The organism is Variovorax sp. P4_B10, from assembly GCF_056402375.1.
Map to the genome: position 1 here is coordinate 48,087 of NZ_JBFUHN010000003.1, position 25,560 is coordinate 73,646.

The window sequence follows — 25,560 nt, forward strand, 5'->3', positions numbered from 1 at the left end:
AAACGACACCATGACAGACACCCCAAGCAACACCCCCATCGTCGGCCTCGTGGGCCTCGGCGCCATGGGCAGCGGCATGGCGCAATCGCTGCGCCGCGCAGGCCACGCGCCGCACGTGTTCGACGTGCGGCCCGAAGTGGCCCAGGCCTTCGCGCGCGACGGCGGCACCGCCTGCGACACGCTGGCCGCGCTCGGCGCGCAGTGCGACATCGTGGTCAGCGTCGTCGTCAATGCGGCGCAGACCGAGTCGGTGCTGTTCGGCGACGGCACCGTGCCCGGCTGCGCGGCGTCGATGAAGCCCGGCAGCCTGTTCGTGATGTGCTCCACCGTCGACCCGAACTGGTCGGTCGCGCTCGAGGCGCGCCTGGCCGCGCAGGGCATCCTGTACCTCGATGCGCCGATCTCCGGTGGCGCCGCGAAGGCCGCGAGCGGCCAGATGACGATGATGACCGCCGGCACCCCCGCCGCCTACGCCAAGGCCGGCGCGGTGCTCGACGCGATGGCCGCCAAGGTCTACCGCCTCGGCGACTCGGCCGGTGCGGGCAGCAAGGTCAAGGTCATCAACCAGTTGCTGGCCGGCGTGCACATCGCCGCGGCCGCCGAGGCGATGGCGCTGGGCCTGCGCGAAGGCGTGGACCCGGCCGCGCTCTACGAGGTCATCACCCACAGCGCTGGCAACAGCTGGATGTTCGAGAACCGCATGGCCCATGTGCTGGCCGGCGACTACACGCCGCTCTCCGCCGTCGACATCTTCGTGAAGGACCTGGGGCTGGTGCTCGACGTGGCGCGCGCGAGCAAGTTTCCGCTGCCGCTGTCGTCCACTGCGCACCAGATGTTCATGCAGGCCTCCACGGCAGGTTTTGCGCGGGAGGACGACAGTGCGGTCATCAAGATATTCCCCGGCATCGATCTGCCGGCCCCGAACAAAGAAGCCTGAAGAAAGAAGACAAAAAACGCCATGAACATCCTCATCACCGGCGGCTGCGGCTTTCTCGGCGCGCGGCTCGCGCGCACGCTGCTCGCAGGCGGCCCGCTGGCACTGGCCGGCGGCCAGGCCAGGGAAGTCTCGCGCATCACGCTGGCCGACCGCGTGCCGCCGCCCGCCGACCTGCAGGCCGATGCCCGCGTGCAGTTCGTGCAGGGCGACCTGTACGAACAGGCCGGCAACGGCGCGCTGCCGCTGGCCGACACCGATGCCGTGTTTCACCTCGCCGCGGCCGTGAGCGGCGAATGCGAGGCCGACTTCGACCTCGGCATGCGCAGCAACCTCGACACCACGCGCGCCCTGCTCGATGCCTGCCGCCGCGCCGGCCATGCGCCGGTGTTCGTGTTCTCCAGCTCGGTCGCGGTCTTCGGCGATTCGCCCGAGCAGCGCCTGCCCGCGGTGATCGAGGACACCACGCTGCCGACGCCGCAGAACAGCTACGGCATCCAGAAGTTCATCGGCGAGCAGCTGGTGGCCGACTTCACGCGCAAGGGCTTCGTGCAGGGCCGCAACGTGCGGCTCATGACGGTCTCGGTGCGGCCGGGCCGGCCCAACGGCGCGGCCTCCAGCTTCCTGAGCGGCATGCTGCGCGAGCCGCTGGCCGGTGAGCGCGCGCGCTGCCCGGTGGCGCCCGACACCCCGGTTGCGCTGGCATCGCCCGGCAACACCGTTGCGGGCATCGTCCGTGCAGCCACTGCGAGCGCCGCCGAATGGGGTGCGCGCACCGCCATCAACCTGCCCGCGCTGACCACCACCGTGCGTGAGATGGCCGATGCGCTCGAACGCATCGCGGGCAAGGACGCCACGGGTCTGATCGACTGGACGCCCGACGCGCAGGTCGCGAAGATCGTGACCAGCTGGCCCAGCCGCATCCGCGCCGCGCGTGCCGAGGCGTTGGGCCTGAAGGCCGACGCGAGCTTCGACACCATCCTGCGCGACTACGTGCGCGAGAACCCGCAGGCGGTGAAGCTGCCTGTCATCGTGAAGGACTGAGCCATGGCCAAGTTAGTGCTCGGCTGCATCGCAGACGATTTCACCGGCGCGACGGACCTCGCCAACAACCTCGTACGCGCCGGCATGCGCGTGGTGCAGGCCATTGGCGTACCGGCCACGCCGCTCGATGCCGATGTCGATGCCGTAGTGGTCGCACTCAAGTCGCGCACCGTCGCGCCGGCCGAGGCCATCGCGCAATCGCTCGATGCGCTGCGCTGGCTGCAGGCGCAGGGCGCGCAGCAGATCTACTTCAAGTACTGCTCCACCTTCGACAGCACGCCGCAGGGCAACATCGGCCCCGTCACCGAGGCGCTGATGGACGCGCTGAAGTGCGACTTCACCATCGCGACGCCCGCCTTCCCCGACAACAAGCGCACCGTGTTCAAGGGCTACCTGTTCGCGGGCGATGTGCTGCTCAACGAGAGCGGCATGCAGAACCATCCGCTCACGCCGATGACCGATCCGAACCTCGTGCGGGTGCTGCAGGCGCAGTGCATGCGCAAGGTGGGGTTGATCGATCACACGGTGGTGGCGCGCGGGGATGCGGCCATCACGGAGCGCATCGCGCAGTTGAAGGGCGAGGGCGTCTCGATCGCCATCGTCGATGCGGTGTCGAACGACGACCTGCTGCGCCTCGGGCCGGCGCTCGCGAAGATGCCGCTGGTCACCGCGGGCTCGGGAGTGGCCATCGGGCTGCCGGCCAACTTCGGGCTCTCGCCCTCGTCGCAGGCCAGCGCGTTGCCCGCGGCCGGCGGACTGCGGGCCGTGGTCTCGGGCAGCTGCTCGCTCGCCACCAACCGGCAGGTGCTGGATTTCATCCAGCGCGGCGGCGCGGCGCTGGCGGTCGACCCGCTGCGCATTGCGGCGGGTGTCGATGTCGCAGCCGAGGCGTTGGCCTGGGCCGCGCCGCTGATCGGCAAGCAACCGGTGCTGGTCTATTCCACTGCCGAAGCCGGTGCCGTCAAGTCGGTGCAGGGCAAGCTCGGTGTCGAGGAAGCCGGCGCGATGGTCGAGCGCACCATCGCCGCCATCGCGCGCGGGCTGGTCGACCGGGGCGTGCGCCAGCTCGTGGTGGCAGGCGGCGAAACCTCGGGCGCCTGTGTGCAGGCGCTCGGCATCGCACAGATGCAGATCGGCCCGCAGATCGACCCCGGCGTGCCGTGGTGCCATGCGCGCGCCGAAGCCGCGCAGGGCGCTGGCGTGCACATCGCGCTCAAGTCCGGCAACTTCGGTGGGGACGATTTCTTCACCAAGGCCTTTACAGTCCTCGTATGACATCCACCCCCAGCGTTCACGCACTTTCGGGGCGCGATCACGCCGCCGGTGTGATCGTTCAGAGCACTGGTCGATCGGCTGCAAACCAGCAGCGTGCCCTCGTGCACAGGGCACCGGGTGCTCCCCGCAGCGAAATAAAGGAGGAGCGAAGCGGGGGACATTCGCGGAGGGGAGCACCCGGTGTCCTGTGCACGCACCCCGAACACCAGCGCCCGAACATCAGCGCCCGAACGCAAGCGGTGAAAAACTGACATGAATGAAACCGAAGCCCGCGAAGAAATCTGCCGAGTAGGCCGCAGCCTCTTCGAGCGCGGCTACGTGCACGCCACCGCCGGCAACATCAGCGTGCGGCTGGACGACGGCTTCCTGATCACGCCGACCGATGCCTGCCTCGGCTTTCTCGATCCGGCGCGGCTCGCGCGGCTCGATGCGGATGGCAAGCAGACCGGCGGCGACCGCGCCAGCAAGACCATCGCGCTGCACACGCGCATCTATGCGGCCGCACGCCGTTTCGACGCAGACACGGCCTGCGTGATCCACACGCACAGCACGCATTGCGTCGCGCTCACGCTGAACGCATCCGGTGATGAACTGCTGCCCGCGCTCACGCCCTACTTCGTGATGAAGGTCGGCCATGTGCCGCTCATTCCGTACCACCGCCCCGGCGCGCCGGAAGCTGCAGAGCTGGTTGCGCAGGCCATCGAGCGCTTCGGCGCCGCAGGCACGCCCATCCGCGCCGTGATGCTCGAACGCCTCGGCCCCAACGTCTGGCACGCAACGCCGGCCGCCGCCATGGCCGTGCTCGAGGAACTCGAAGAAACCGCCAGGCTCCAGATGCTCGCCGGCGCCGCAAGGCCCGCGCCCCTGGATGCCCAACAGATCGATGAACTGCGCACCACATTCGGTGCGCGCTGGTAGTAAAAACAGACCATGCCCCAATTTGCCGCCAACCTCTCGATGCTCTATCCGGAGCTCGATTTCCTCGACCGCTTCGACGCCGCCGCGAAAGACGGCTTCAAAGCCGTCGAATACCTGTTTCCCTACGCCTTCGCGAAGGACGAGATCGTCGCGCGGCTGAAGCACAACGGCCTGCAGCAGGTGCTCTTCAACGGCCCGCCCGGCAACTGGGACGGCGGCGAGCGCGGTCTCGCGTGCCTGCCCGGCCGCGATGCCGAGTTTCGCGAAGGCCTCGCCAAGGCCATCGACTACGCCGTGGCGCTCGACTGCCCGCGCATCCACGTCATGGCCGGCCTCGTGCCCGAAGGCCTTGCGCGCGACGCGGTGCAGCCGGTGTACATCGACAACCTGCGCTGGGCTGCGGCCGAGGCCGCCAAGGCGGGCCGCGACGTGCTGATCGAGCCGATCAACACGCGCGACATCCCCGGCTTCTTCCTCAACCGCCAGGACCATGCGCACGAGATCGTCGAGACCGTCGGCGCGCCCAACCTCAAGGTGCAGATGGACCTGTACCACTGCCAGATCGTCGAGGGCGACGTGGCGATGAAGATCCGCAAGTACCTGCCGACCGGCCGCGTCGGCCACCTCCAGATCGCGGGCGTGCCCGAGCGCCACGAGCCCGACATCGGCGAGCAGAACTACCCCTACCTGTTCGACGTGATCGACGAGGTCTCGAAGCAATGCGGTTGGCAGGGCTGGGTCGGCTGCGAGTACCGGCCGAAGCGCGGTTCGGAACCCGGCGGCACCTCGGCCGGCCTGGGCTGGCTGCGCGCATTGCGGCAGCGCGCATGAAACTCGAGGCGCTGCGCATTCCGTTGTCGCTGCGCGGCTTCGCGGCGGACGATGCGCAGGTCTTCGACGTCACGCTGGCCGGCGACAGGGTCGAGGCCATCGTGCCGAGCGCATCGCAGGCGCAAGAAGCGCGCGGCACCCTGTTGAGCACGCTGGTCGATGCGCATGCGCACATCGACAAGAACTACACCGTGCAGGACGTGGGCGCGGTGCAGGGCAACCTGTTCGCGGCCATCGAGCGCATGGAGAAGCACCGCGCCGGTTGGACCGGCGAGACGCTGCGCCTGCGCATGGAACGCGCGTTGCACGACGCCTGGCAGTCGGGCACGCGCGCGTTGCGCACGCACCTCGATTGGGGGCAGCCCGAGCCGCCGGCCGCGCTGGCCGTGTTCGAGGCGCTGCGCGACGCGTGGCGTGGCCGCGTCGAGCTGCAGTTCGTCTCGCTCACGCCGCTCGACGTGTTCGCCGACCTCGCGGCCGGCGAGCGCATCGCGCGAGATGTGCGGCGGGCGGGCGGCGTGCTCGGTGCGTTCGTTTATCGCAACGAAGGCATCGTCCACAAGTTGGGCCGCGTGTTCGATCTCGCGCAGCAGCACGGTCTTGGCCTCGACTTCCACGTCGACGAGGGGCTCGATGCCGAAGCCAGCGGCCTTCGCAGCATCGCCCAGCTGGCGCGTGCGCGCGACTTCCGGAATGGCGTGGTCTGCGGCCATTGCTGTTCGCTCGCGGTGCAGGAGGATGCCGTCGCCAACGAAACGCTGGCGCTCTGCGCCGGGGCCGGCATCCATATCGTCGCGTTGCCGACCACCAACCTCTACCTGCAGGGCGCCTGGGACCGCACGCCGGTGCCGCGCGGCATCACGCGCATCCACGAAGCGGCGGCACGGGGCTTGCGTGTGAGCCTGGCAACGGACAATGTGCAGGACGCCTTCTATCCCTACGGCAGCTACGACCTTCTGGAGACCTTCGGCCTCGGCGTGCAGATGGCGCACCTGGCGCCCGCGGGCGGGTGGTTCGATGCGATCACCGTCAGTCCCGCGAGGGCGCTGGGGCTCGCGTGGGACGGCCGCATCGCGCCGGGCTGCCCCGCGGACCTGGTGCTGCTCGCTGCCACCGGCGAGCATGAGCTCGTCGGCCCGCGCGGGCGTCAACGCACCGTGATCCGTGCCGGCCGAATTCTGGAGAAAACACAATGAAAAGCACGACGAGCATGGGCAAGCCAATGGCCAACTACGCCGCCGCCAGGCGCGTGGGCGATTTCGTCTTCATGAGCGGCGTGGTGGCGGTCGATCCGGCCAAGCGCCGCGCGGTGGCCGGCTACGACGACATTCCCGAGGAAGCCCGTACGGCCCTGCAGGGCGTGGGCTATGCCACCGGCCAGATGTCGGTCGATGTGTTCGAAGCCGCCATCGTCGCGCAGAGCTGGTTCGTGCTCGAACGCATCCGCCAGATCGCCGCCGAGCATGGCGGCACGATGGACGATGTGGTGAAGCTGGTGCAGTACTTCCGCCACCTGCCGCACTACGCCTTCTACAACCGTGTGCGCGGCATCTTCTATCCGGGCGAGCCGCCGGTCAGCACGGTGGTGGAGGTGTCGCGCTTCCTGCCGGGGGACGAGGTGTTGGTGGAAGTGGAAGCCACCATGTACCTCCCTCAGCGCACTACTTGACCCCCGCGCCCTTGAGCAGGAATTCGGTCACCTGCTCGATCAGGTAGCGCCGGTCCTTGTCGTCGCCGTCCTGCGCCACGTTGCGGAAATAGGCGGCCCGCGTGGCGTGGTCGGCATAGAACTGCGTCACCGCCCAGATGTGGAACAGCACCAGCATCGGGTCGGCCTTGTCCATCAGGCCCTGGTTCATCCAGTTCTGGATCACCGCGGCGGCCTGGTCGGTGCGCGCCTTGCTCGTGTCCATCATGGTGTTGAGCACCGGGGCGCCGCGCATCATTTCCGCGGTGAAGATGCGCGAGCGCAGCGGATGCTGGAACGAGAACACCATCTTGCGGTGGATCAGGTCGCTCAGCACCTTGCGGGGACCGAAGGCCTCGTCGCTGAAGCCGAACACCACGATCCAGTCGTTCAGGATGTCCTGCAGCACCTGCCGGTAGAGCGCTTCCTTGCTGTCGATGTAGTAATGCAGCTGCGCCTTCGAGAGCCCGGCCTTGTCGGCGATGGCCTGGGTCGATGCGCCGGCCAGCCCCTCGCTCGCGAACACCTCGATGGCCGCCTGGTAGATGACGCCCAGCACCTGTGTGTACTTGCGCGAACGGCCGCGCGTGGCGGGCGCCTCGCTGTCGCTTTCTTCGACGCTCACAGCTGAAGCACCAGTTCCAGGCCCTTGGCGCGCGAGCAGCACAGGGCCACCCTCGTGCGCCGCTCGGTTCCGGTGAGGCAGAAGTCACGGTGCTCCGCGCCTTCGCCGTCGCCCTCGACCACGCAGGTGCCGCACAGGCCCTGTTGGCACGACACCGGAATGTCGATGCCGAATTCATGCAGCGCATCGACGGCGGTCTGGTCGGCCGCCACCGGCACCGTGATGCCGCGCTGCGCGAGCTTCAGGGTGAAGGGCAGGCCGGTGGTCGTGCGGGCGTCGGTCGGCGCGGCAAAGTATTCGGCGTGCAGCGTGTCTTCGGGCCAATGCGCGGCGGCGTCGCGCACCGCCTTCATGAAGCCACCGGGGCCGCAGACGTAGAGGTGCGTGTTCGGCGCGCGCTCGGCCAGCAGCGCGTGCAGGTCGATGCGCTGGGAGGCATCGCCCTGGTCGAGGTGCAGGCGCAGGTGCGGCGCGAGCGTGGGGGCGCGCAGCGCGTCGGCAAAGGCCAGGTGCTCCTCGCTGCGCGCGAACACGCAGAGCGTGAAGTCCGCGCCGCGCGCCGCGAGCGCCTGCGCCATCGCCAGCAGCGGCGTCATGCCGATGCCGCCGGCCATCAGCAGGTGGTGTCTTGCCTCTTCGCGCAGCGGGAAGGTGTTGCGCGGCGCGCTGATCGCCAGCAGGTCACCCTCGCGCACGCGCTCGTGCATCGAGGCCGAGCCGCCGCGGCTGTCGGCCTCGCGCTTCACGCCGATCACATAGGACGCAACATCCGACGGCGCCCGTGCCAGCGAGTACTGGCGCGAGAAGCCGCCGGGCATGTGCACATCGATGTGTGCGCCCGCCTCGTAGCCGGGCAGCGGCCGGCCCCACGGGTGGCTCAGCTCGAAGGCCAGGATTTCCGGCGTCTGCCGCGAGATGCGTTCGACGCGGACGGTCAGCGTGCGTTCGAGGCTCATGGTGTGTTGTCTCCCTGCTAGATGTCTTGCAGCTTGCGCGCAACGCGTTCGATGAAATGGGTGCGGTCGCGTTCGGTGACGGCATTCATGTCGTGCAGCTGCAGCCAGGTCACCTTGCAGCGCCACGCGAACAGCGCGCGCAGCGCCCGCGTGAACAGCCGCCGGCCCGGGTCGCCGATCATCATCACGAACCATCGGGGCGATCCGCCCGTGGTCACCACCGTCAGCCGCCGGATGTGCCGCATGCCCGACTTTGCGAGCTGCCCCTTGCGCTCCGCCGGAAGGAAGGCCACGCCCGGCAGCCACACCCGTTCGAGCCAGCCCTTGAGCATGGACGGCGGCCCATGGAACCAGGTGGGGTAGACGAACACCAGGTGCTCGGCCCACAACAGCGCTTCGACGTGCGGTTTCACGCGTTCGCGGATCAGTTCGGGGTTGTCGAGGTAGGCGATGCGCTCTTCGCGGGTCAGCGTCGGGTCGAAGCCCTCGGCATACAGGTCGATGGCCCGGACGGGATGCCGGGGTTCGAGGGCCTCGAGGGCCGTGCGGTAGAGCGCGTGGTTGAAGCTGTCAGGGTTCGGATGGCAATGGACGACGAGCGTTTTCATGGTTGAGGGCCGGTTCGCCTGTCGGCGAGACGGGGTCAGAGCCCAAGGGAACAAAGGCCGCGCGTGCCTTATGGCAACCCAGGCGCCGGCATCTGACCCCGGCGCAAGCCCCGCGCGGCCCGCGGGAAAAACTTTGGCAGCGGCTTACTTGCCGGTGAGCTTCTTGCGGACATCGACACCGACGCCCTTGTTGACGAACTGCGTGGTCACGACCTTCGAGAGATCGACCTCGCCCGTCTTGTAGAGGCCGGCCTTGACCATCTTGTCGTAGAAGTCCTTCACGCGGGCTTCGTCCATGGCGCCGATGCCTTTGGCGAGCGATTCGCCGCTGTCGACGATGCCCATCTTCTTCATCAGCTCGATGGAGCCCTGCGACGCGGCCACGGGCGAGTCGGGGTTGATCTTGGCGATCATCTCGTTGGCCGCCTTGTTGTCGCCGTAGAGGTAGTTGTTCCAGCCGACGATCGAGGCCTCGACGAACTTGCGCACCGTCTCGGGCTTGTTCTTGATCAGGTCGGCGCGCGTCTCGATGGTGGTCGAGTAGGTCGAGAAGCCGTTGTCGGCCAAGAGCTGCACCACGGGGTCGAAGCCGGCCTGTGCCTTGATCGAGAGCGGCTCCGAAATCGCGTAGCCCTGCTGGATCGATTTCTTGTCGGCCAGGAAGGGGCCCACGTTGAAGGTGTAGGGCTTGAGCTGCGAGTCCTTGAAGCCGTGCTCCGACTTCATCCACTGCCAGAAGCTGAACTGACCGTCCTTGCCGATGAAGGCCACGGGGGCCTTGGCCATGTCCTTGAAGGTGTCGAAGCCCTGGCCCGGGTGGGCGAACATGGCTTGCGGGTCTTTCTGGAAGAAGGCTGCGACCACCACCGTGGGTACGCCGTTCTTCACGTTATCGAAGGACTGCAGCAGGTTGCCGGTCATCAGGAAGTCGACCTTGCCGGCCGGCAGCATCGGCCGGTTGTTGACCATCGGGCCGCCCTGCTGGATGTCGACGTCGAGGCCGTATTTCTTGTAGGTGCCGTCCACCAGCGCCTGGTAGAAGCCGCCGTGGCCGGCCTGCGCCTTCCAGTTGGTGGCGAACACCACTTTTTCCTGCGCCTGTGCGGCGAAGGCGGCGGCTGTCAGCGCCAGGCCGAGGGCCAGCGGACGGAGGTGGAAGGCGGGGATGCGCATGGGAGTGAACTCCTTGAGGTTAAGGGCGGGAAAGTGGAGTGTCGCGGAGTCGACGTTGCGGGGGCTTGCATTTGCTGCATTCGGGGCGCGTGCACAGGACACCGGGTACTCCCCTCCGCGAATGTCCCCCGCTTCGCTCCTCCTTTATTTCGCTGCGGGGAGCACCCGGTGCCCTGTGCACGAGGGCACGCTGCTGGTTTGCGGCCGATCAACCAGTGCTCTGAGCGATCACGCTGGCGGTGTGCTCTGCGCAGCGAAATAAAGGAGGAGGCATGCGGCCCTAGGCCGCGCCGGGGGACATTCGCGGAGCAGAGCACACCGTCGGCGTGAGCGCGCCCTGAACAGCGCACGTCAAACACAAAGGAAAAGCAAGGGTTCATCTCAGCGCTCGACGGCCATGTCGGCATGCCAGCCGCGCGTCTTCCCGGGGTTCATCAAACCCATCGGGTCGCTGCGTTTCTTGAACTCGATCTGCTGCGTGTCGATGGTCTTCATGCCGCCGTCCTCGATGGTGACGACGTGCGGGTTGAAGATCCGGCAGCCGCCCTGCGATTCGATCTCGCGGATCACTTCGTACTGGTGAGCCTCGCCCTTCCAGCGCACCAGCAGGATGCCGAAGGTGCCGCATTCGCCGTTGGCGCGTGCGAAGTCCTGGTGCTGCAGCACGTCGTCGCCGAAGATTTCGAGATGGCGCTCGACCACGGCCGGGTCGAACGGCTGGGCGTAGGCCACCTGCAGGTAGGTCCAGCCGCGGTCGGCCTTCAGCGCCTGCAGCGTCGTGTGGTTGAACGCGCATTCGTAGGCGGGCGGCAGGCCGTCGGCGAGCAGCTCGGGCTCGGTGCCCGCGACGGAGATCGTGCCGCTGTGCGCATCGGCGAGCGCACGAAAGTCCGCCATCGAATCGGGCGAGACCATGGTGAACACCGCATGCCGGTCGATCGGAAAGCGGTCGCGCATCGCCGTGTAGTAGGGCGAGAAGCGCGCCTCGACCGTGGACAGCAGGAAGATGTCGAGCGCGGGCGCCTGCGCCGCGATGCCGAAGTCGAGCGCGCCGCGGTAGGTCTCGAACAGCACCGTGCAGTGCACCCATTCGACGGCCGGGCTCAGCGCCACCTCCACGTCGAGGATCACGCCGTTGGTGCCATAGGCATGGTGCACCTGCTGGATCTCGTCGCCCTGCAACTCGATGATGCGCGGCTCGCGCTCCACCGTCATCACGCGCGCGCGCAGCAGGTTGCCGGGGTCGCGCAGGATGCCGTGGCGGAACGAGCCGATGCCRCCGAAACCGCCCGCGATGAAACCGCCGATCGAGGCCACGTGCCAGGTCGAGGGCCACATGCGCAGGGCCTGCCCGGTTTCGCGGGCCATCAGGTCGATGTCGTGCATGCGCGCGCCGGCTTCGACGCGCATGCGGCCGTCCTGGATGTCGAGCACGCGGCACATCTGCGTGACGTCGAGCACGATGCCGCCTTCGAGCGGCACGCACTGGCCGTAGTTGCCGGTGCCGCCGGCGCGCACGGTGAGCGGCAGCTTCCACTTCGCCGCCACGGCCACCGCCTGGCGAACATCGTCCTCGGTGCTGACCTTGACGACGAGGTCGGCCACGCAGCCCGCGAGTTGCGCGGTGAGGATGGGGCTGTACCAGTAGAAGTCCTTCGACAGCTGCTTGCGCTGGCCCGGCGCGGTGATCAGGTTGAGGCCGCGCAGGTCATTGCGCACGGCCTCCCAGTCGACGACGGCGTGCATCGCTCTAGCGTTCACGGCGCATCTCGCTTTCGTGCCAGTGGCCGAGCACGAGGCGCGACAACGCGGCGAACACGATGAAGATCACGATGCCCAGCAACGACACCAGGAGCAGCGCCGCGAACATCATCGGGATCTCGGTGCGGAAGCTCGATTCGAGAATGCGCGAGGCGAGTCCCGTTTCCTTGCCCGCGGTGCCGGCCGTGAACTCGGCCACCACCGCGCCGATCAGGCTCAGCCCGCCCGCGATTTTCAGGCCCGCCATGAAATAGGGCAGCGCGCTGGGTGCGAGCAGGTAGCGGAAGGTCTGCCACGGCGAGGCCTTGTAGAGCTGGAACAGGTCGCGCAGATTGCTGTCGGCGCTTTTCAGGCCGATGACGGTGTTCGACAAAATCGGGAAGAAGGCCACGATCCACGCGCACAGCAGCAACGCCGCGGTGGTGCTCGACACATAGATCAGGATCAGCGGCGCGATCGCGATGATCGGCGTCACCTGCAGGATCACCGCGATCGGGAACAGGCCGATCTCCACCCACTTGAAGAGCGCGAACGCGATCGCCAGCAGCACGCCGCCGACGATGGCCGCGCCGAGCGCGAGCAGCGTGAGCTTCACCGTGAACCACGTCGCGCTGGAGAGCGAGTCCCAGTTGTCGAACAGCGTGCGCAGGATCCGCGAAGGCGCAGGCAGGATGTAGTGCGGGATGTTGTTGGCGCGGACCGTCCATTCCCAGACCAGCAACAGCAGGATGACGATGCCGGCGGGCACGACGATGCGCAGCAGCGACTCGCGCCGGCGCAGCCTGTCATCGTGCGCGCGCAGCGTGGCCTCGGAGGGCGCCGCATCCGCCAGGGCGACGGGCTCAGTGATCGATGTCGAGGCCATGCAGGGCTCCGTGCAGGGATTGGGACACCGCCGTGCAGTGCGCGTTGTAGCGGCTCGAGGTGCGGAAGTCCTCGCCGCGCGGATAGGGTTCGTCGATGCGGATCTCGTCGATCACCCGGCCCGGGCGGGCGGCCATCACCACGATGCGGTTCGAGAGGTACACCGACTCATAGACGCTGTGCGTGACGAACACGACCGAGAACCGGTGCTCGCGCCAGATCGCCAGCAGGTCGTTGTTGAGCTTGATGCGCGTCATCTCGTCGAGCGCGGCGAAGGGCTCGTCCATCAGCAGGAGGCGCGGGTGCGTGACCAGCGCGCGTGCGATCGACACGCGCATCTTCATGCCGCCCGACAGCTCGCGCGGATACACGTCGGCGAAGCGCGAAAGGCCGACCATCTCCAGCACCTGCCGGACCACCGGCGCCGCCGCGTCGCGGCTCTGGCCGGCCAGCTTGAGCGGCAGCCACACGTTGTCGAACACCTTGGCCCAGGGCATGAGCGTGGGCTCCTGGAACACGAAGCCCAGGTCGCGGTCGCTCTGTGTCTTGCCCGTGTTGGCGCCGGACCAGTGCATCTCGCCCGAACTGAGCCGGGTGAGCCCGGCGATGAGCCTGAGCGCCGTGCTCTTGCCACAGCCCGAGGGGCCGAGGAAGCTGATGAAGTCGTGCTCGCCGATGTCGAGCGTCATGCCCTGCAGCGCGAGCGTGCCGTTGGCAAAACGCTTGCTGACGTGTCGCAGGCTGACCAGCGGCGGCGTGGTGGATGGCGTGGTGCTTTCCATGGCGGGTGCGAGCCTAACGCCAGGCAGGGACGTTGGCGAGGCGCGACAGAGGAAAGCGGTCCACCTCATGCAGCAGTTCGACGAAGCGCCGCCCCACGTGGTCCAGCACCGCGGCGCCCTTTTCTGCCGTGGCGCGCGTGGCATCGCCGGCCGCGCCCGAAGGGTTGATGTCGTGCATCTGCCAGCCGAGCTTGCCGCTGGGAGTGATCGAGAGGAACTTGTTCTCCGCGGCGAGCTGTTCGGTCATCGAGCTGAAGTTCTGGAACTGGTCCTTGCGCACATGGTCGGGCGTGAGGTGCAGCATCACCGAGCTCTCGAGGTCGCCGGCGTGGATGCCGTGCTTGCCTTCGTGCGCGGTGAACAGGCCCTCGGGCAGGCCCAGCGTGTACCAGTTGGCGGCGACGACCATCATGTCGTGTTCCTCGCGCAGGTCGCGCGCCACGATGTCCATCACGCTCATCTGGCCGCCGTGGCTGTTGTAGAGCACCAGCTTGCGCACGCCGGCTTTCGCGACGCAGGCGCCGATGTCCTTCCAGAGCGAGATCAGCGTGGTGGCCGAGACGGTGAGCGTGCCCGGGTAGCGCGAATGCTCGTTGCTCTTGCCGTAGGGCACGGTGGGCAGGAAGAGCACCGGCAGGTCGTCGGGCAGGTGCGGGAGGGTGGCGCGCACCATGCCGTCGATGGTGGCGGTGTCGGTCGACATCGGCAGGTGGGGGCCGTGCTGCTCGGTGGCGCCCACCGGCAGCACGGCGATGAGCCGTTCGCGGTCGAGACGGGAGAACTCTTCGCTGGTCAGGTCGGACCAGAAGCGGCTGCGCAGGGTGGGCGGATTCATCGTGGCGTACCTCGTGACAACGGGTGGGATGATGATCTAAATCATCCATTCGGTCAAAAAAAGTGGCTCAGCAATTACCCGTACGGCGTGTCTGCGTGCGGTTTCCCGTGTGGCCAATCGATGGGCTCTGGGTAACCTACTTGATGGCGGCTCTCCTTGGGCATATAAGTCGTTCATGGGGTCCTTGTCTCGTCGCAAGACGGAAAGGGGATGCTATGAAGAGACGCATTTACTGGTTGATGCCCGACCTGGCGAGCGCCAGGCGAGCGATGGACGATCTGGTGTGGGCGCGCGTCGACGTTGCGCGCATCCATTTCGCCGGACCGGAAGGCATGGACATGGCCGGGCTCCATGCGGCGAACGTGTGGCAAACCTCGGACCTCGTCCACGCAGCCAAGACCGGGTGGGTGGTCGGCAGTGCCTGCGGCATCGTCTTGGGCCTGGTGGCCGCGCTGATGTTTCCGATCATGGGCGACGACCCCGAATGGGAAGTGGCCGTGCTGGTGGCCATCCTGGGCGGCGTGGTCGGCGCCTGGTCGGCCAGCATGATCGGCATTTCCATCCCGAGCCCCAGATTGCAACGTTTCGAGGGCGCCATCGCGCAGGGGCGGATCCTGCTGATGGTGGACCTGCCGCGTTCGCGCATGCGGGACATCGAGGCGCTGCTGCGGTCCGCGCATCCCGAAGCCCGGTTCGAGGGCGAAGAGCCGCAAGTCCCGGCGTTGCGCTCGAGCGCGTGAGACCCGAGCCGATGCCGAGCCGAGGGAGCGCACATGACCATGCCCGTCGCCCTGTTGCTCATCGTGGTTGCCTCGGTGCTGTTTCACATCTTCAATCCATGGTGGACGACGCCCCTCGCCTCGAACTGGCAGCTGATGGACGACACCCTGAGCATCACGCTGGTGATCACGGGCATCTTCTTCATCGCCATCAACCTGTTCGTCGCCTACATGCTGGTGCGCTTCCGTCATCGCGAGGGCCACCGCGCGGCGCATGAGCCCGAGAACAAGAAGCTCGAGCGCTGGCTGATCGGCGGCACCACCGTCGGCATCATGGCGCTGCTGGCGCCCGGCCTCGTGGTGTACGCGAACTATGTCAGGGAGCCCCACGACGCCCTCGTGCTGGAGGTGCTGGGCCAGCAATGGCAATGGCGCTTCCGCTTCCCGGGCGAGGACGGCAAGCTGGGCGCGACCGATGCGCGCTTCGTGAGCGCCACCAATCCGTTCGGGATCGACCCCGCCGACCCGGCCGGGCAGGACGACCTCCTGATCGCCGGCGACGAGGTGCATCTGCCGCTCGGCAAGCCGGTGTTGGTGCTGGCGCGTTCGAACGATGTGCTGCACGACTTCTTCGTGCCGCCCTTCCGCGCCCGGATGAACACGGTGCCGGGGCAGGTCAGCCGCTTCTGGTTCACGCCCACCGTCGCGGGCCGCTACGAAGCGCTTTGCGCGCAGCTGTGCGGCGTGGGCCATCCCAACATGCGCGGCTATGTGGTGGTGGAGGACCCGGCGAACTACAAGTCCTGGCACGCGGCGCTGCCGACCTTCGCCAAGTCGCAGGCCAAGGCGCCCGAGCCCCCGGCCGGCGCCGTGGCGGCCGGCGGCGGCGCACGCGTCGAACAGGGCCGCGCGCTGGCGGACGCCAAGGGTTGCGTGGCCTGCCACACGATCGACGGCAGCCCGCGCGTGGGGCCGACCTGGAAGGGCCTGCACGGCAAGACCGAAACCATGGCGGACGGCTCCACCGCGCTGGTCGACGAAGCCTATCTGCGCAGCTTCATCCGCGATCCGCAGGCCCGCCACGTGAAGGGCTTCCCGCCGGTCATGCCCAAGATCGAGTTGAGCGATGAAGAACTGGCCGCGCTGGTGGCCTACATCCAGAGTCTGGGCAGCCCGCCGGCGCAGGCTGCCGCCGAACAGAAGGCTCCACGATGAACACTCCTTCGCCCACGGGGCACGCCATGTCCCACGCCGACGACGCCGGGCATCCCGCGCCGCAGAGTTTCCTGACCCGCTACATCTGGAGCCAGGACCACAAGGTGATCGCCGTCCAGTACGCCTGCACCGCCATCGCGGTGGGCGTGGTGGGCGTCGTGCTGTCCAACCTGATGCGGCTGCAGCTCGGCTTTCCCGGCCAGTTCGAGTTCATCAACGCCGAGCGCTACTACCAGTTCGTGACCATGCACGGAATGATCATGGTGATCTACCTGCTCACGGCGCTGTTCCTCGGCGGCTTCGGCAACTACCTGATTCCGCTGATGGTGGGGGCGCGGGACATGGTGTTCCCCTACCTCAACATGCTGAGCTTCTGGGTCTACCTGCTGTCGGTGGTGGTCCTGATGGCGAGCTTCTTCGTCGCGGGCGGCCCCACCGGCGCAGGCTGGACGCTGTACCCACCGCAGTCGATCCTGCCCGGCACGCCGGGCCATGCGGGCGGCATCGTGCTGATGCTGGTGTCGCTGGTCATCTTCATCGTGGCGACCACGATGGGCGGCCTCAACTACGTGACCACCGTGCTGCAGGCGCGCTGCGAAGGCATGACGCTGCTGCGCATGCCGCTCACGGTGTGGGGCATCTTCGTGGCCACCATCCTCGCGCTGCTCGGCTTCCCGGCGCTGTTCGTCAGCGGCGTGATGCTGCTGCTCGATCGGACGCTGGGCACCAGCTTCTTCATGCCGGCGCTGGTGTCGATGGGCCAGGTGACCGGCTACAAGGGCGGCAGCCCGCTGCTGTTCCAGCACCTGTTCTGGTTCTTCGGCCATCCCGAGGTCTACATCGTCGCGCTGCCGGCCTTCGGCATCGTGTCCGACCTGATCAGCGTGCACGCGCGCAAGTGCATCTTCGGCTACCGCATGATGGTGTGGGCCATCGTGGCCATCGGCGCGCTCAGCGTGGTGGTCTGGGCGCACCACATGTTCGTGAGCGGCATGAACCCGTACTTCGGCTTCTTCTTCGCGACCACCACGCTGATCATCGCGGTGCCCACCGCGATCAAGGTCTACAACTGGATCCTGACGCTGTGGCGCGGCGACATCCACCTGACGGTGCCGATGCTGTTCGCGCTGGCCTTCCTGTGCACTTTCCTCATCGGCGGGCTGACCGGGCTGTTCCTGGGCAACGTGAGCGTGGACATTCCACTGTCCGGCACCTACTTCGTGGTGGCGCACTTCCACATGGTGATGGGCGTGGCGCCGCTGCTGGTGGTGTTCGGCGGCATCTACCACTGGTTCCCCAAGGTCACCGGCCGCATGCTCGACGACCGGCTCGGCCGGCTGCATTTCTGGATCACCTTCCTCGGCACCTACGCGATCTACTTCCCGATGCACTACCTCGGCGTGCTGGGCATGCCGCGGCGCTACTACAACTTCGACGGCTACAAGTTCATTCCGCCGTCGGCGTTCAGCCTGAACGAATTCATCACCGTGGTTGCGCTGATCGTCGGCGTGGGGCAGTTGCTGTTCATCGTCAACCTCGCCTGGAGCGCCTGGCGCGGCCGGCCGGCCGCTGCCAATCCATGGCGTGCCGCCTCGCTCGAATGGCAGACGCCCGCCACGCCGCCGGGCCACGGCAACTGGGGCCCGCGGCTGCCGGTGGTCTACAGGTGGGCCTATGCCTATGGGGAGCCGGGTGCGGCGGAAGATTTCATCGCGCAGAACGCGCCGCCGGAAGCCGGGGCCGGGGAGCCCGAGCCGGAGGGGCAGAGCGAGGTCCGGGGAGCACCGGCATGAGCGCAGCCACTGCATTGAGCGCCCGCGGTGCCGATCGCGGTGGCCGTCCTCGCGATGCGCACGCGAGCGCGGCCAGCATCGGCCTGTGGGTCTTCATGGGCGTGGTCACCGCCTTGTTTTCGCTCTTCATCGTGGCCTACGTGATGCGCATGAGCGGTGACGATTCGATGACGATCGCGCTGCCGTGGCAGCTCTGGCTCAGCTCGGCGCTGCTCGTGGCGGGCAGCGTGGCGCTGCAATGGGCCGGTGGCGCGGCGCGCGGTCCCGACCCGATGTGGGCGCGGGCCCGTCGCCTGCTGCTGGCCGGCGGCCTCTGCGCGGTGGGCTTCCTGGGCGTGCAGCTGTGGGCCTGGCAGGCGCTGCTGAGCGCGCAGGTGATGCCGGCCGGCAATCCGGCGGGCAGCTTCTTCTATCTGTTGACCGCCATGCACGGACTCCACCTGGCGGGTGGACTGGTCGGGTGGGCATGGACGGCGCGCGCCGCATGGCCCGATCCGGCCAGGGCCGCATGGCGCATCGCGCTGTGCGCGCGCTACTGGCACTTCATGCTGGCGGTGTGGCTGGTGCTGTTCGCGCTGCTGGGCTGGGTGACGCCGGAGGTGGCGCGCTTCATCTGCGGCACATCCTGAGGAGGCATTCCATGAACGACACCACAGCGATCGCAGCAACGCCCTTGAACCCGACCCTCGCCGCCAGCGGCTGGCGCGGGCTGATTGCCGACTGGTCTTCCGATCGCCAGGCGTTCCACGTCTCGTGGGGCAAGGCGATGATGTGGATCTTCCTGCTCAGCGACACCTTCGTCTTCAGCTGCTTCCTGACCGGCTACATGACGGTGCGCGTCTCGACCACCGTGTCGTGGCCCAACCCGAGCGAGGTGTTCGCGCTCCATGTGGGGGGCGCCGACATACCGTTGCTGCTGATCGCGATCATGACCTTCGTGCTCATCACCAGCAGCGGCACGATGGCGATGGCCGTCAATTTCGCCTACCGCCGCGACCGCGTGAACGCCGCCACGCTGATGCTCGTGACCGGGACCTTCGGTGAACTCTTCGTCGGCATGCAGGCCTTCGAGTGGTCCAAGCTGATCCTCGAAGAGGGCGTGCGGCCCTGGGGCAATCCGATGGGCGCGGCGCAGTTCGGCTCGGCCTTCTTCATGATCACGGGCTTCCACGGGCTGCACGTGTCGGCCGGCGTGGTCTTCCTGTTCATCGTGGCCTTCAAGCTGATGCGCGGCGACTATGACAAGGCCGGCAACTACCAGATCGTCGAGATTGCCGGCCTGTACTGGCACTTCGTGGACCTGGTGTGGGTGTTCATCTTTGCGCTGTTCTATCTCTGGTGAGGACGATCATGAACCCCGTCACAGGCCAACAACATCCGATCAGCCTCTATCTCAAGATCTGGGGGCTGCTGTTCGTGCTCAGCACGATGTCGTACCTGGTCGACTACTTCCATTTCCAGGGGTATCTGCGCTGGGCCCTGATCATCACCTTCATGTTGATGAAGGCGGGGCTGATCGTCGCGGTCTTCATGCACATGGCCTGGGAGCGGCTGTCGCTGGTCTACGCCATCCTGCTGCCGCCCCTGTGCCTGCTGGTCCTGGTCGGGCTGATGGCGGCGGAGGCCGACCATACCTTCCTGACGCGGCTGCTGTTCTTCCACTGAAGGAAGGCGCTGCGGGCCGCTCAGCGCCGCACGATGTAGCGCGTGACGACTGGCGGCGTTTCGCCGAGGTGGAATGCGAGCCGGCGTTCCCGCAGCGCCATGTCGCTGGCGGTGGCGCGGTTGAAGCGGCGCAGGTGGTCGGTCCACGAGTCGTCGACGATCTGCTCCACATAGCGGCTCGGCTGCGCGATGTCGTGCAGCAGCTCCCAGCCGATGGCACCCTGGCTCAGGCGCGCGCGGCGCGTCTGCTGCATCACGAGGTGGAAGGCCGCGGCGCGCGTCGGCTCGATGAGGTATTCGACCGTGATCACCACGCGGCCGTCTTCCTGCGGTGCCTCGGCCGGCGGGCCGGCGGCCCAGCCGGCTTCGGCGGGGCGGGTGTCGTCTTCGCCGACGCCGTCGGTCACCCAGCGCAGGGCCACCAGCATCAGCAGGGTGCCGCTGACGGCGGCGATGCCGAGGCTCAGGTTCAGCGCCGTGACCGTGGCCACCTGGCCCCAGAGCGCCGCGCCGATCGCACTCGCGCCCATGATCGCCATCTGGTACATCGACATGCCGCGCGCCCGCACCCAGTCGGGCAGCGCGAGCTGGGCCGACACCGAGAGCGAATTGGCCACGGTGATCCAGGCCATGCCGCCGAAGAACATCGCCGGCACCGCGACCCAGGCGTTGGGCGCCACGGCCATCACGGCCGTGGCGCCCGACTGCAGCAGCGTGCCGCGCAGCACCAGCTGGTCGCGCCCCAGCGCCTGGCGCAGCCGCGGCAGGAACAGCACCGCGATGATCGCGCCCGAGCCCATCGCGGCCAGCAGCAGCGTGAAGGTGCCCGCGCCGCCGCCCTGGAGGTTGCGCGCCAGCAGCGGCAGCAGCGCCAGCAGCGCGGTCGAGTGGAAGAAGAAGATCGAGATGCGCGTGAGCACCGCGCGCATGCGCTGCGACTGGCGCACGAACTGCACGCCGACGCGCATCGCGCTGATGAGCTTCTCGCGGCCCAGCGGGTTGGGCGTGTGCTCGCGCCGCCAGCGCAGCACCACGAAGCCCGAGGCCACCGACAACACCGCGTTGAGCGCGAACACCCAGATGGTTCCGGCGCTCGCGATCAGCATGCCGGCCGTGAGCGGGCCGACGATGCGCGAGGCGTTCATCGCGATGCCGTTCAGGCCCAGCGCCGCCGGCAGCTGCGGCCGCGGCACCAGCTCGGGCACGATGGCCGCGAACACCGGCCAGCGCAGCGCGAGGCCGATGCCGTTGGCGAAGGTGAGCGCCAGCAGGAGCGGCGCGGTCATCATGTCGAGCGCCAGCGCCGCGCACAGCACGATGGCCGTGCCGGCCAGCCAGAACTGCGTGGCCACCAGCCAGCGCCGGCGGTCGAGGATGTCGGCCAGCGCGCCGCTGGGCAGGCCCAGCAGGAACACCGGCAGCGTGGAGGCCGACTGCACCAGCGCGACCCAGATCGGCGAGGTGGTCAGCGAGGTCATCATCCACGCCGCGGCCACGTCGTTCATCCACATGCAGATGTTGGCGACGAGCCAGGTGCTCCACAGCATGCGGAACACGGGGAGCCTGAGCGGCTCGAGCGCGGCGAATTTCGAGGGTTGCGGCCGCGTGGGCGGCAGGGGGGTCTCTTCGGTCGTTATGGGTGGCATGTGCCGCTATTGTGGCGTCCGCGATGCCAGAGGCTCATGGCAAGTGCGCGAAGCCTGGGGGCTTGCCTAGCCCCTGTCGCTGCGCGCGAGCCGGTGTTCCAGCCTCCGCAGCATCGTCGTGAGCACCAGCGTCATCACCCAGTACACCACCGAAATCGCAAGGTAAGGCTCCCAATAGCGCGCATAGGCGCCGGCCACGGTCCGCGCCGCGTAGGCCAGTTCGGCCAGGCCGATGGCGGAGACCAGGGATGTGTCCTTCAACAGCGCGATCGCGTTGTTGCCCAGCGGCGGCAGCATGCGGCGGAAGGCCTGCGGCAGCACCACGTAGCGCATCACCTGCGCGGGCGAGAAGCCGATCGAGCGGCCGGCATCGAACTGCCCGCGCGAGATCGACTGGATGCCGGCGCGGAACACCTCCGAGATGTAGGCCGCCGAGTTGAGCGTGAGCGCCACCACGCCCGAGATGAGCGCGCCGTGCTCTTGCTTGAGCGTGCGTGCGAGTTCGCCGTCGATGATCAAGCCGGTCGTCGGGTGGATGAACACCGGCATCACCGCGAAGTGGATCAAGAGGATCTGCACGAAGAGCGGTGTGCCCCGGAAGAAGCTCACGTACACCGTGGCCGGCCAGCGCAGGAAGAAGCGCGCGATCCAGGTCCACGGCGCATGGCGCGGATGCGCCAGCCGCGCGAGTGCGAGGCACAGGCCCCAGGTCGAACCCAGCAGCACGCACACCACCGTCATGCGCAGCGTCATCCAGGCGCCTTGCCAGAACAGGTCCTTGTATTCGACCAGGATGTCCCAGCGGAACCATCCGAACAGCAGGATCGGTTGTTCCATCTATTGCTCGCTCTCGCTCGAGATGGGCGTGCTCATCGGACGTTCGGGTCCTTGTTGAACCACTTCTTGTAGATCGTCGCGTAGCTGCCGTCGGCGCGGACCGCGGCGAGGCCGGCCGTGAGCTTGTCGAGCAGCGCCTTGTCGCCCTTCTTCACGACGATGCCGAAGCCTTCCTCGGGAAAGGACTTGTCGTCGAGGGTCTTCAGCTCGGGGGTCTGCGCCACGCGGTAGGCGATCACGCCGTTGTCGCCCATGGCGGCATCGACGCCGCCGCCGGCCAGCTCGGAAATGATGAGCGGCGTGCTTTCGAAGCGGCGGATGTTGGGATTGGTCTTGCCGAACTCGCGCGAGGCGATGTCGTCGGCGGTGGAGGCGCTCACCACGGCGATCTTCTTGCCGGCGAGATCCTTCAGCGATGTCACCGTGCTGTTCTTCGGCAGCGCGATCAGCTGGCGGGCCGCGAAGTAGGGCGGCGTGAAGTCGTAGCTCTGCTTGCGCTTCTCGTTGATGGTCACGCCCGAGATCACGAGGTCGACGTCGCCGTTGTTCAGTGCGCCGAAGATGCCGGTGAACGGCGTGTTGACGATCTTGATCTTCAGGCCCTGCTGCTTGGCGATGGCGTTGATGATGTCGATGTCGAAGCCGACGATCTGCTTGTCCTTGTTCTCGAAGGCGAAGGGCGCGTAGGTGGCGCTGGAGGCCACGGTGAGTTCGCGGTTCTGGGCCTGGGCGCCGAAGGCGAGCGTGGCGACGGCAAGGCCGAGGGCCAGGGCGCGGCGGATGGGGTTCATTCGAGGGTCCTCTTTTTTCCGCGGAAGGCGGCAGGTGGTGGGCGAGGATTTTAGGCTGGCGCTATCGGGCGTCTCCCGAGGCGCTTGTCCGGATGGGCGAGCTAACTAAGGTTCTCCGGGAGAGACCGGGGGTATGGAGCGGTGGCCGTGGCTTGCTGACTAGCATCCGGGCATCCCCATCCAGGAGCCTCGCATGACCCAGCGGCTTGCTTTTCTTTGTGGCATCGGCCTCGCATGGAGCGCCGCGGGCGCGCTGGCGGCCGATGATCCGGCGCCGCGCTTCGATCCGCAGCGCCTGTCGCAGATCGTGAAGACGATCTCCGCCGACGACTTCGAAGGCCGCGCGCCGGCCACGCCGGCGGAGGCGAAGACGGTCGACTACCTCGTGGCCCAGTTCAAGGCCGCGGGCCTCGCGCCCGGCGGCGACCTCGAAGGCGGCCGGCGCGGCTGGACGCAGTCGGTGCCGCTGGTGAAGACCGAGTTCCGCGGCACGCCGCAGTTCACGCTCCAGGTGGGGTCGCAGCGCGATGCGCTGGTGCAGGGCGAGCAGGTCGCGGTGCGCGCCGCGCTCGACGGCTCGACCGCGGTCGCGATCCAGCAGGCGCCGCTGGTCTTCGTGGGCTACGGCGTCAGCGCGCCCGAGCGGCGCTGGGACGACTACAAGGGCATCGACCTGAAGGGAAAGATCGCCGTCGTGCTGGTCAACGACCCCGACTTCGAAAGCGGCAGCGGTGATTTCGGCGGCAAGGCCATGACCTACTACGGCCGCTGGACCTACAAGTTCGAAGAGGCCGCGCGCCGCGGCGCGCTGGGCGTGCTGATCGTGCACGAGACCGCGCCGGCCGCCTACGGCTGGGCCACGGTCAAGAACTCCAACACCGCGACCATGCTTGACATCGAGCGCGACCAGCCGGCGGCCGTGCATCCGAAGCTGGAGGGTTGGATCCAGCGCGAGGTGGCGGTCGATCTGCTGCGCCGCGCGGGCCTGGACTTCGAGGCGCAGAAGAAGCTCGCGCAAACGCGCGAGTTCCAGCCCCAGGTGCTCAAGGACGCGAGCCTGTCGGCCGCGTACGCGATCGAGCGGCAGGTGATCGTCTCGAAGAACGTGGTGGGCCGCATCGAGGGCCGCAAGCGCCCCGGCGAGACGGTGATCTACAGCGCCCACTGGGACCACCTGGGCGTGGGCGCGCCCGACGCCAAGGGCGACAGGATCTACAACGGCGCGGTCGACAACGGCACCGGCCTGGCCGCGCTGATCGAGATGGGCCGTGCCTTCGCGAGCGCGCCCAGGAAGCCCGAGCGCTCCGTCGTCTTCCTGGCCGTGACGGCCGAGGAGCGTGGCCTGCTGGGCTCCGAGTACTACGGCGCCAAGCCGCTGTACCCGCTGGCACGGACCGTGGCCGTGATCAACATGGACGCGCTCAGCCCCGAAGGCCCGGCGCGCAATTTCAGCACCTCGGGCAGCGCGGCCTCGCAACTGCAGGACCTGCTGGTCGAACAGGCCAAGGGCTTCGGCCTGGCCTACACGCCGGACCCGCACCCCGAGGCCGGCCATTTCTTCCGCTCCGACCATTTCTCCTTCGCCAAGCGCGGCGTGCCGGCGCTGTCCTTCGCCTCCGGCAACGACTGGGTGGAAGGCGGCCTCGCGGCCGGCGAAGCGGCCAGCAAGGCCTACACCGCCGAGCGCTACCACCAGCCGGCCGACGAATGGCGCGCCGCTTGGTCCTTCACCGGCATGGCGCACGACCTGCCGCTGCTCTACCGCGTGGGCGAGACGCTGGCCAACAGCCGGCGTTGGCCCGAGTGGGGGCAGGCATCGGAGTTCCGCGCAACCCGCGACGCGAGCCGCGGCGAACGGCGTTGATGGCAGGCACTCATGGGGCAAGCTGCGCGCTGCGGTATTCGCCTTGGGAACGGCCCGGCGGCTCAGGCATCGCGGCTCGCGCGGCGCGTGGTGGGGCCACCGAGATGGGTCAGCGGCAATGCGCTGCTCGCCTTCACCTCGCCCAGCGAGAAGCTGGTGTGCAGGTCCTTCACGTTCGGCAGGTTCATCAGGTGCTGGCGCGCGAAGGCCGAGAAGCCGTTCAGGTCCTGCGCCACCACCTGCAGCTCGAAGGTGCCGGTGCCGCTGATGTAGTGGCAGGCCACCACCTCGGGCATCTTGCGGATCGCGTCCTCCAGCTTGCGGGTGGCTTCGTTGGTGACGCGCTCGGTGTCCACGCGCACGAAAGCGAGCACGCCGAGCCCTATCTTGTGGCGATCGATCTCGGCGTGGTACCCCTTGATGAAGCCGGCTTCCTCCAGCGCGCGCACCCGGCGCCAGCAGGGTGCGGCAGAGAGGCCCACGCGCTGCGCAAGCTCGGCGTTCGTGAGGCGGCCGTCGGCCTGCAGTTCTTGCAGGATTGCGAGGTCGAACTTGTCAATGCTTTCCATGAATGCCAATCTTAAGCAAGATTCTTTCTGGAAGCCGCTTTTTTGAGGCAAAGAACGCAAACACCTGTCGCGGACCCCGGCATACACTTTGCGTAATCATGGGCTCGCGCCCTACCGGGCACAGACCCATAGCCAATCAGCCAGGCCCACAAGGCCCCGCCACACGGA

At 67.8% G+C, this 25,560-nt stretch carries 26 protein-coding genes; 14 read left to right on the forward strand and 12 right to left on the reverse strand.

Features of this window, described 5'->3' with window-relative positions:
* Positions 1–10 precede the first annotated feature (10 nt).
* The 7 genes from ltnD (at position 11) to AC1DXX_RS02555 (ending at position 6,671) form a co-directional block, all read left to right on the forward strand.
* Positions 11–937, forward strand: a complete 927-nt coding sequence (ltnD, locus tag AC1DXX_RS02525) for an L-threonate dehydrogenase (RefSeq protein WP_478132593.1) — start codon at positions 11–13, stop codon at positions 935–937.
* A gap of 21 nt (positions 938–958) precedes the next feature.
* Complete coding sequence (gene denD, locus AC1DXX_RS02530; RefSeq protein WP_478132594.1) at positions 959–1,978, forward strand: D-erythronate dehydrogenase; 1,020 nt, start codon at positions 959–961, stop codon at positions 1,976–1,978.
* 3 nt (positions 1,979–1,981) lie between these two features.
* Positions 1,982–3,253 carry a 3-oxo-tetronate kinase gene (otnK, locus tag AC1DXX_RS02535; RefSeq protein ID WP_478132595.1) on the forward strand — a complete coding sequence of 424 codons (1,272 nt, stop codon included), beginning with the start codon at positions 1,982–1,984 and terminating at the stop codon, positions 3,251–3,253.
* Between the two features lie 252 nt (positions 3,254–3,505).
* Positions 3,506–4,171 carry a class II aldolase/adducin family protein gene (locus tag AC1DXX_RS02540; RefSeq protein WP_478132596.1) on the forward strand — a complete coding sequence of 222 codons (666 nt, stop codon included), beginning with the start codon at positions 3,506–3,508 and terminating at the stop codon, positions 4,169–4,171.
* A gap of 12 nt (positions 4,172–4,183) precedes the next feature.
* A complete protein-coding gene (gene otnI / locus AC1DXX_RS02545) occupies positions 4,184–5,002 on the forward strand; it encodes a 2-oxo-tetronate isomerase (protein ID WP_478132597.1) in 819 nt (272 codons plus the stop codon).
* Positions 4,999–6,198 (forward strand): amidohydrolase family protein, encoded by a 1,200-nt coding sequence (locus AC1DXX_RS02550; RefSeq protein ID WP_478132598.1) that lies wholly within the window; start codon positions 4,999–5,001, stop codon positions 6,196–6,198. Before otnI ends, AC1DXX_RS02550 begins: the two co-directional genes overlap by 4 nt.
* Positions 6,195–6,671, forward strand: coding sequence for a RidA family protein (locus AC1DXX_RS02555; RefSeq protein ID WP_478132599.1), 477 nt, complete (start codon positions 6,195–6,197; stop codon positions 6,669–6,671). Before AC1DXX_RS02550 ends, AC1DXX_RS02555 begins: the two co-directional genes overlap by 4 nt.
* On the opposite strand, the gene AC1DXX_RS02560 is transcribed toward AC1DXX_RS02555, so the two are convergent.
* The 8 genes from AC1DXX_RS02560 to AC1DXX_RS02595 all read right to left on the reverse strand — a co-directional run bounded on the left by AC1DXX_RS02560 (position 6,664) and on the right by AC1DXX_RS02595 (position 14,293).
* Positions 6,664–7,314, reverse strand: coding sequence for a TetR family transcriptional regulator C-terminal domain-containing protein (locus tag AC1DXX_RS02560; RefSeq protein WP_478132600.1), 651 nt, complete (start codon positions 7,312–7,314; stop codon positions 6,664–6,666). The genes AC1DXX_RS02555 and AC1DXX_RS02560 overlap by 8 nt on opposite strands.
* Complete coding sequence (locus AC1DXX_RS02565) at positions 7,311–8,270, reverse strand: PDR/VanB family oxidoreductase (protein ID WP_478132601.1); 960 nt, start codon at positions 8,268–8,270, stop codon at positions 7,311–7,313. Before AC1DXX_RS02565 ends, AC1DXX_RS02560 begins: the two co-directional genes overlap by 4 nt.
* Positions 8,271–8,287: 17 nt before the next feature.
* Positions 8,288–8,878: an NAD(P)H-dependent oxidoreductase gene (locus AC1DXX_RS02570; RefSeq protein WP_478132602.1), complete on the reverse strand. Its 591-nt coding sequence runs from the start codon at positions 8,876–8,878 to the stop codon at positions 8,288–8,290.
* A 144-nt stretch (positions 8,879–9,022) separates the two neighbouring features.
* The gene (locus AC1DXX_RS02575; RefSeq protein WP_478132603.1) at positions 9,023–10,051 is read right to left on the reverse strand and encodes an ABC transporter substrate-binding protein; all 1,029 of its coding nucleotides are present in this window, start codon (positions 10,049–10,051) and stop codon (positions 9,023–9,025) included.
* Between the two features lie 381 nt (positions 10,052–10,432).
* The gene (locus AC1DXX_RS02580) at positions 10,433–11,797 is read right to left on the reverse strand and encodes an FAD-binding oxidoreductase (protein ID WP_478132604.1); all 1,365 of its coding nucleotides are present in this window, start codon (positions 11,795–11,797) and stop codon (positions 10,433–10,435) included.
* A gap of 4 nt (positions 11,798–11,801) precedes the next feature.
* Complete coding sequence (locus AC1DXX_RS02585; protein WP_478132605.1) at positions 11,802–12,677, reverse strand: ABC transporter permease; 876 nt, start codon at positions 12,675–12,677, stop codon at positions 11,802–11,804.
* Positions 12,655–13,458 carry an ABC transporter ATP-binding protein gene (locus tag AC1DXX_RS02590; RefSeq protein WP_478132606.1) on the reverse strand — a complete coding sequence of 268 codons (804 nt, stop codon included), beginning with the start codon at positions 13,456–13,458 and terminating at the stop codon, positions 12,655–12,657. Before AC1DXX_RS02590 ends, AC1DXX_RS02585 begins: the two co-directional genes overlap by 23 nt.
* A 13-nt stretch (positions 13,459–13,471) precedes the next feature.
* Complete coding sequence (locus AC1DXX_RS02595) at positions 13,472–14,293, reverse strand: creatininase family protein (RefSeq protein ID WP_478132607.1); 822 nt, start codon at positions 14,291–14,293, stop codon at positions 13,472–13,474.
* A 215-nt stretch (positions 14,294–14,508) separates the two neighbouring features.
* Between AC1DXX_RS02595 and AC1DXX_RS02600 the strand changes: the two genes are divergently transcribed.
* From AC1DXX_RS02600 to AC1DXX_RS02625, 6 genes are read left to right on the forward strand one after another with little or no spacing between them, the layout of a single operon-like run.
* Positions 14,509–15,033: a DUF1269 domain-containing protein gene (locus AC1DXX_RS02600; RefSeq protein WP_478132608.1), complete on the forward strand. Its 525-nt coding sequence runs from the start codon at positions 14,509–14,511 to the stop codon at positions 15,031–15,033.
* 33 nt (positions 15,034–15,066) lie between these two features.
* Positions 15,067–16,227: a cytochrome c oxidase subunit II gene (locus tag AC1DXX_RS02605; RefSeq protein WP_478132609.1), complete on the forward strand. Its 1,161-nt coding sequence runs from the start codon at positions 15,067–15,069 to the stop codon at positions 16,225–16,227.
* 26 nt (positions 16,228–16,253) lie between these two features.
* Positions 16,254–18,020 (forward strand): cytochrome c oxidase subunit I, encoded by a 1,767-nt coding sequence (gene ctaD / locus AC1DXX_RS02610; protein ID WP_478132725.1) that lies wholly within the window; start codon positions 16,254–16,256, stop codon positions 18,018–18,020.
* Positions 18,017–18,649: a cytochrome c oxidase subunit 3 family protein gene (locus tag AC1DXX_RS02615; protein ID WP_478132610.1), complete on the forward strand. Its 633-nt coding sequence runs from the start codon at positions 18,017–18,019 to the stop codon at positions 18,647–18,649. Before ctaD ends, AC1DXX_RS02615 begins: the two co-directional genes overlap by 4 nt.
* An 11-nt stretch (positions 18,650–18,660) precedes the next feature.
* Positions 18,661–19,362, forward strand: a complete 702-nt coding sequence (locus tag AC1DXX_RS02620; RefSeq protein WP_478132611.1) for a heme-copper oxidase subunit III family protein — start codon at positions 18,661–18,663, stop codon at positions 19,360–19,362.
* 8 nt (positions 19,363–19,370) lie between these two features.
* Entirely contained in the window at positions 19,371–19,685 is a 315-nt protein-coding gene (locus tag AC1DXX_RS02625) for a cytochrome C oxidase subunit IV family protein (RefSeq protein ID WP_478132612.1), read from the forward strand.
* A 20-nt stretch (positions 19,686–19,705) separates the two neighbouring features.
* Here the strand turns inward: AC1DXX_RS02625 and AC1DXX_RS02630 are convergent, their stop codons facing one another.
* The 3 genes from AC1DXX_RS02630 to AC1DXX_RS02640 all read right to left on the reverse strand — a co-directional run bounded on the left by AC1DXX_RS02630 (position 19,706) and on the right by AC1DXX_RS02640 (position 22,959).
* Positions 19,706–21,331: an MFS transporter gene (locus tag AC1DXX_RS02630; RefSeq protein WP_478132613.1), complete on the reverse strand. Its 1,626-nt coding sequence runs from the start codon at positions 21,329–21,331 to the stop codon at positions 19,706–19,708.
* 66 nt (positions 21,332–21,397) lie between these two features.
* Entirely contained in the window at positions 21,398–22,168 is a 771-nt protein-coding gene (locus tag AC1DXX_RS02635) for an amino acid ABC transporter permease (RefSeq protein ID WP_478132614.1), read from the reverse strand.
* A gap of 32 nt (positions 22,169–22,200) precedes the next feature.
* On the reverse strand, positions 22,201–22,959 hold the full coding sequence (locus AC1DXX_RS02640) for a basic amino acid ABC transporter substrate-binding protein (protein WP_478132615.1): 759 nt from the start codon (positions 22,957–22,959) through the stop codon (positions 22,201–22,203).
* A 193-nt stretch (positions 22,960–23,152) separates the two neighbouring features.
* Between AC1DXX_RS02640 and AC1DXX_RS02645 the strand changes: the two genes are divergently transcribed.
* Positions 23,153–24,823, forward strand: coding sequence for a M28 family metallopeptidase (locus tag AC1DXX_RS02645; RefSeq protein WP_478132616.1), 1,671 nt, complete (start codon positions 23,153–23,155; stop codon positions 24,821–24,823).
* Between the two features lie 62 nt (positions 24,824–24,885).
* On the opposite strand, the gene AC1DXX_RS02650 is transcribed toward AC1DXX_RS02645, so the two are convergent.
* Entirely contained in the window at positions 24,886–25,392 is a 507-nt protein-coding gene (locus AC1DXX_RS02650) for an Lrp/AsnC family transcriptional regulator (protein WP_478132617.1), read from the reverse strand.
* Positions 25,393–25,560: the final 168 nt, after the last annotated feature.

Bases quoted from the DNA above. Each gene is read 5' to 3' on its own strand.
- AC1DXX_RS02645 (WP_478132616.1), top strand. From the start codon at position 23,153: ATGACCCAGCGGCTTGCTTTTCTTTGTGGCATCGGCCTCGCATGGAGC.
- AC1DXX_RS02540 (WP_478132596.1), top strand. From the start codon at position 3,506: ATGAATGAAACCGAAGCCCGCGAAGAAATCTGCCGAGTAGGCCGCAGC.
- AC1DXX_RS02640 (WP_478132615.1), bottom strand. From the start codon at position 22,959: ATGAACCCCATCCGCCGCGCCCTGGCCCTCGGCCTTGCCGTCGCCACG.
- AC1DXX_RS02615 (WP_478132610.1), top strand. From the start codon at position 18,017: ATGAGCGCAGCCACTGCATTGAGCGCCCGCGGTGCCGATCGCGGTGGC.
- AC1DXX_RS02570 (WP_478132602.1), bottom strand. From the start codon at position 8,878: ATGAAAACGCTCGTCGTCCATTGCCATCCGAACCCTGACAGCTTCAAC.
- AC1DXX_RS02630 (WP_478132613.1), bottom strand. From the start codon at position 21,331: ATGCCACCCATAACGACCGAAGAGACCCCCCTGCCGCCCACGCGGCCG.
- ctaD (WP_478132725.1), top strand. From the start codon at position 16,254: ATGTCCCACGCCGACGACGCCGGGCATCCCGCGCCGCAGAGTTTCCTG.
- AC1DXX_RS02635 (WP_478132614.1), bottom strand. From the start codon at position 22,168: ATGGAACAACCGATCCTGCTGTTCGGATGGTTCCGCTGGGACATCCTG.
- AC1DXX_RS02555 (WP_478132599.1), top strand. From the start codon at position 6,195: ATGAAAAGCACGACGAGCATGGGCAAGCCAATGGCCAACTACGCCGCC.
- AC1DXX_RS02595 (WP_478132607.1), bottom strand. From the start codon at position 14,293: ATGAATCCGCCCACCCTGCGCAGCCGCTTCTGGTCCGACCTGACCAGC.
- otnI (WP_478132597.1), top strand. From the start codon at position 4,184: ATGCCCCAATTTGCCGCCAACCTCTCGATGCTCTATCCGGAGCTCGAT.
- ltnD (WP_478132593.1), top strand. From the start codon at position 11: ATGACAGACACCCCAAGCAACACCCCCATCGTCGGCCTCGTGGGCCTC.
- AC1DXX_RS02590 (WP_478132606.1), bottom strand. From the start codon at position 13,458: ATGGAAAGCACCACGCCATCCACCACGCCGCCGCTGGTCAGCCTGCGA.
- AC1DXX_RS02565 (WP_478132601.1), bottom strand. From the start codon at position 8,270: ATGAGCCTCGAACGCACGCTGACCGTCCGCGTCGAACGCATCTCGCGG.
- otnK (WP_478132595.1), top strand. From the start codon at position 1,982: ATGGCCAAGTTAGTGCTCGGCTGCATCGCAGACGATTTCACCGGCGCG.
- AC1DXX_RS02575 (WP_478132603.1), bottom strand. From the start codon at position 10,051: ATGCGCATCCCCGCCTTCCACCTCCGTCCGCTGGCCCTCGGCCTGGCG.
- denD (WP_478132594.1), top strand. From the start codon at position 959: ATGAACATCCTCATCACCGGCGGCTGCGGCTTTCTCGGCGCGCGGCTC.
- AC1DXX_RS02550 (WP_478132598.1), top strand. From the start codon at position 4,999: ATGAAACTCGAGGCGCTGCGCATTCCGTTGTCGCTGCGCGGCTTCGCG.
- AC1DXX_RS02605 (WP_478132609.1), top strand. From the start codon at position 15,067: ATGACCATGCCCGTCGCCCTGTTGCTCATCGTGGTTGCCTCGGTGCTG.
- AC1DXX_RS02650 (WP_478132617.1), bottom strand. From the start codon at position 25,392: ATGGAAAGCATTGACAAGTTCGACCTCGCAATCCTGCAAGAACTGCAG.
- AC1DXX_RS02585 (WP_478132605.1), bottom strand. From the start codon at position 12,677: ATGGCCTCGACATCGATCACTGAGCCCGTCGCCCTGGCGGATGCGGCG.
- AC1DXX_RS02625 (WP_478132612.1), top strand. From the start codon at position 19,371: ATGAACCCCGTCACAGGCCAACAACATCCGATCAGCCTCTATCTCAAG.
- AC1DXX_RS02600 (WP_478132608.1), top strand. From the start codon at position 14,509: ATGAAGAGACGCATTTACTGGTTGATGCCCGACCTGGCGAGCGCCAGG.
- AC1DXX_RS02620 (WP_478132611.1), top strand. From the start codon at position 18,661: ATGAACGACACCACAGCGATCGCAGCAACGCCCTTGAACCCGACCCTC.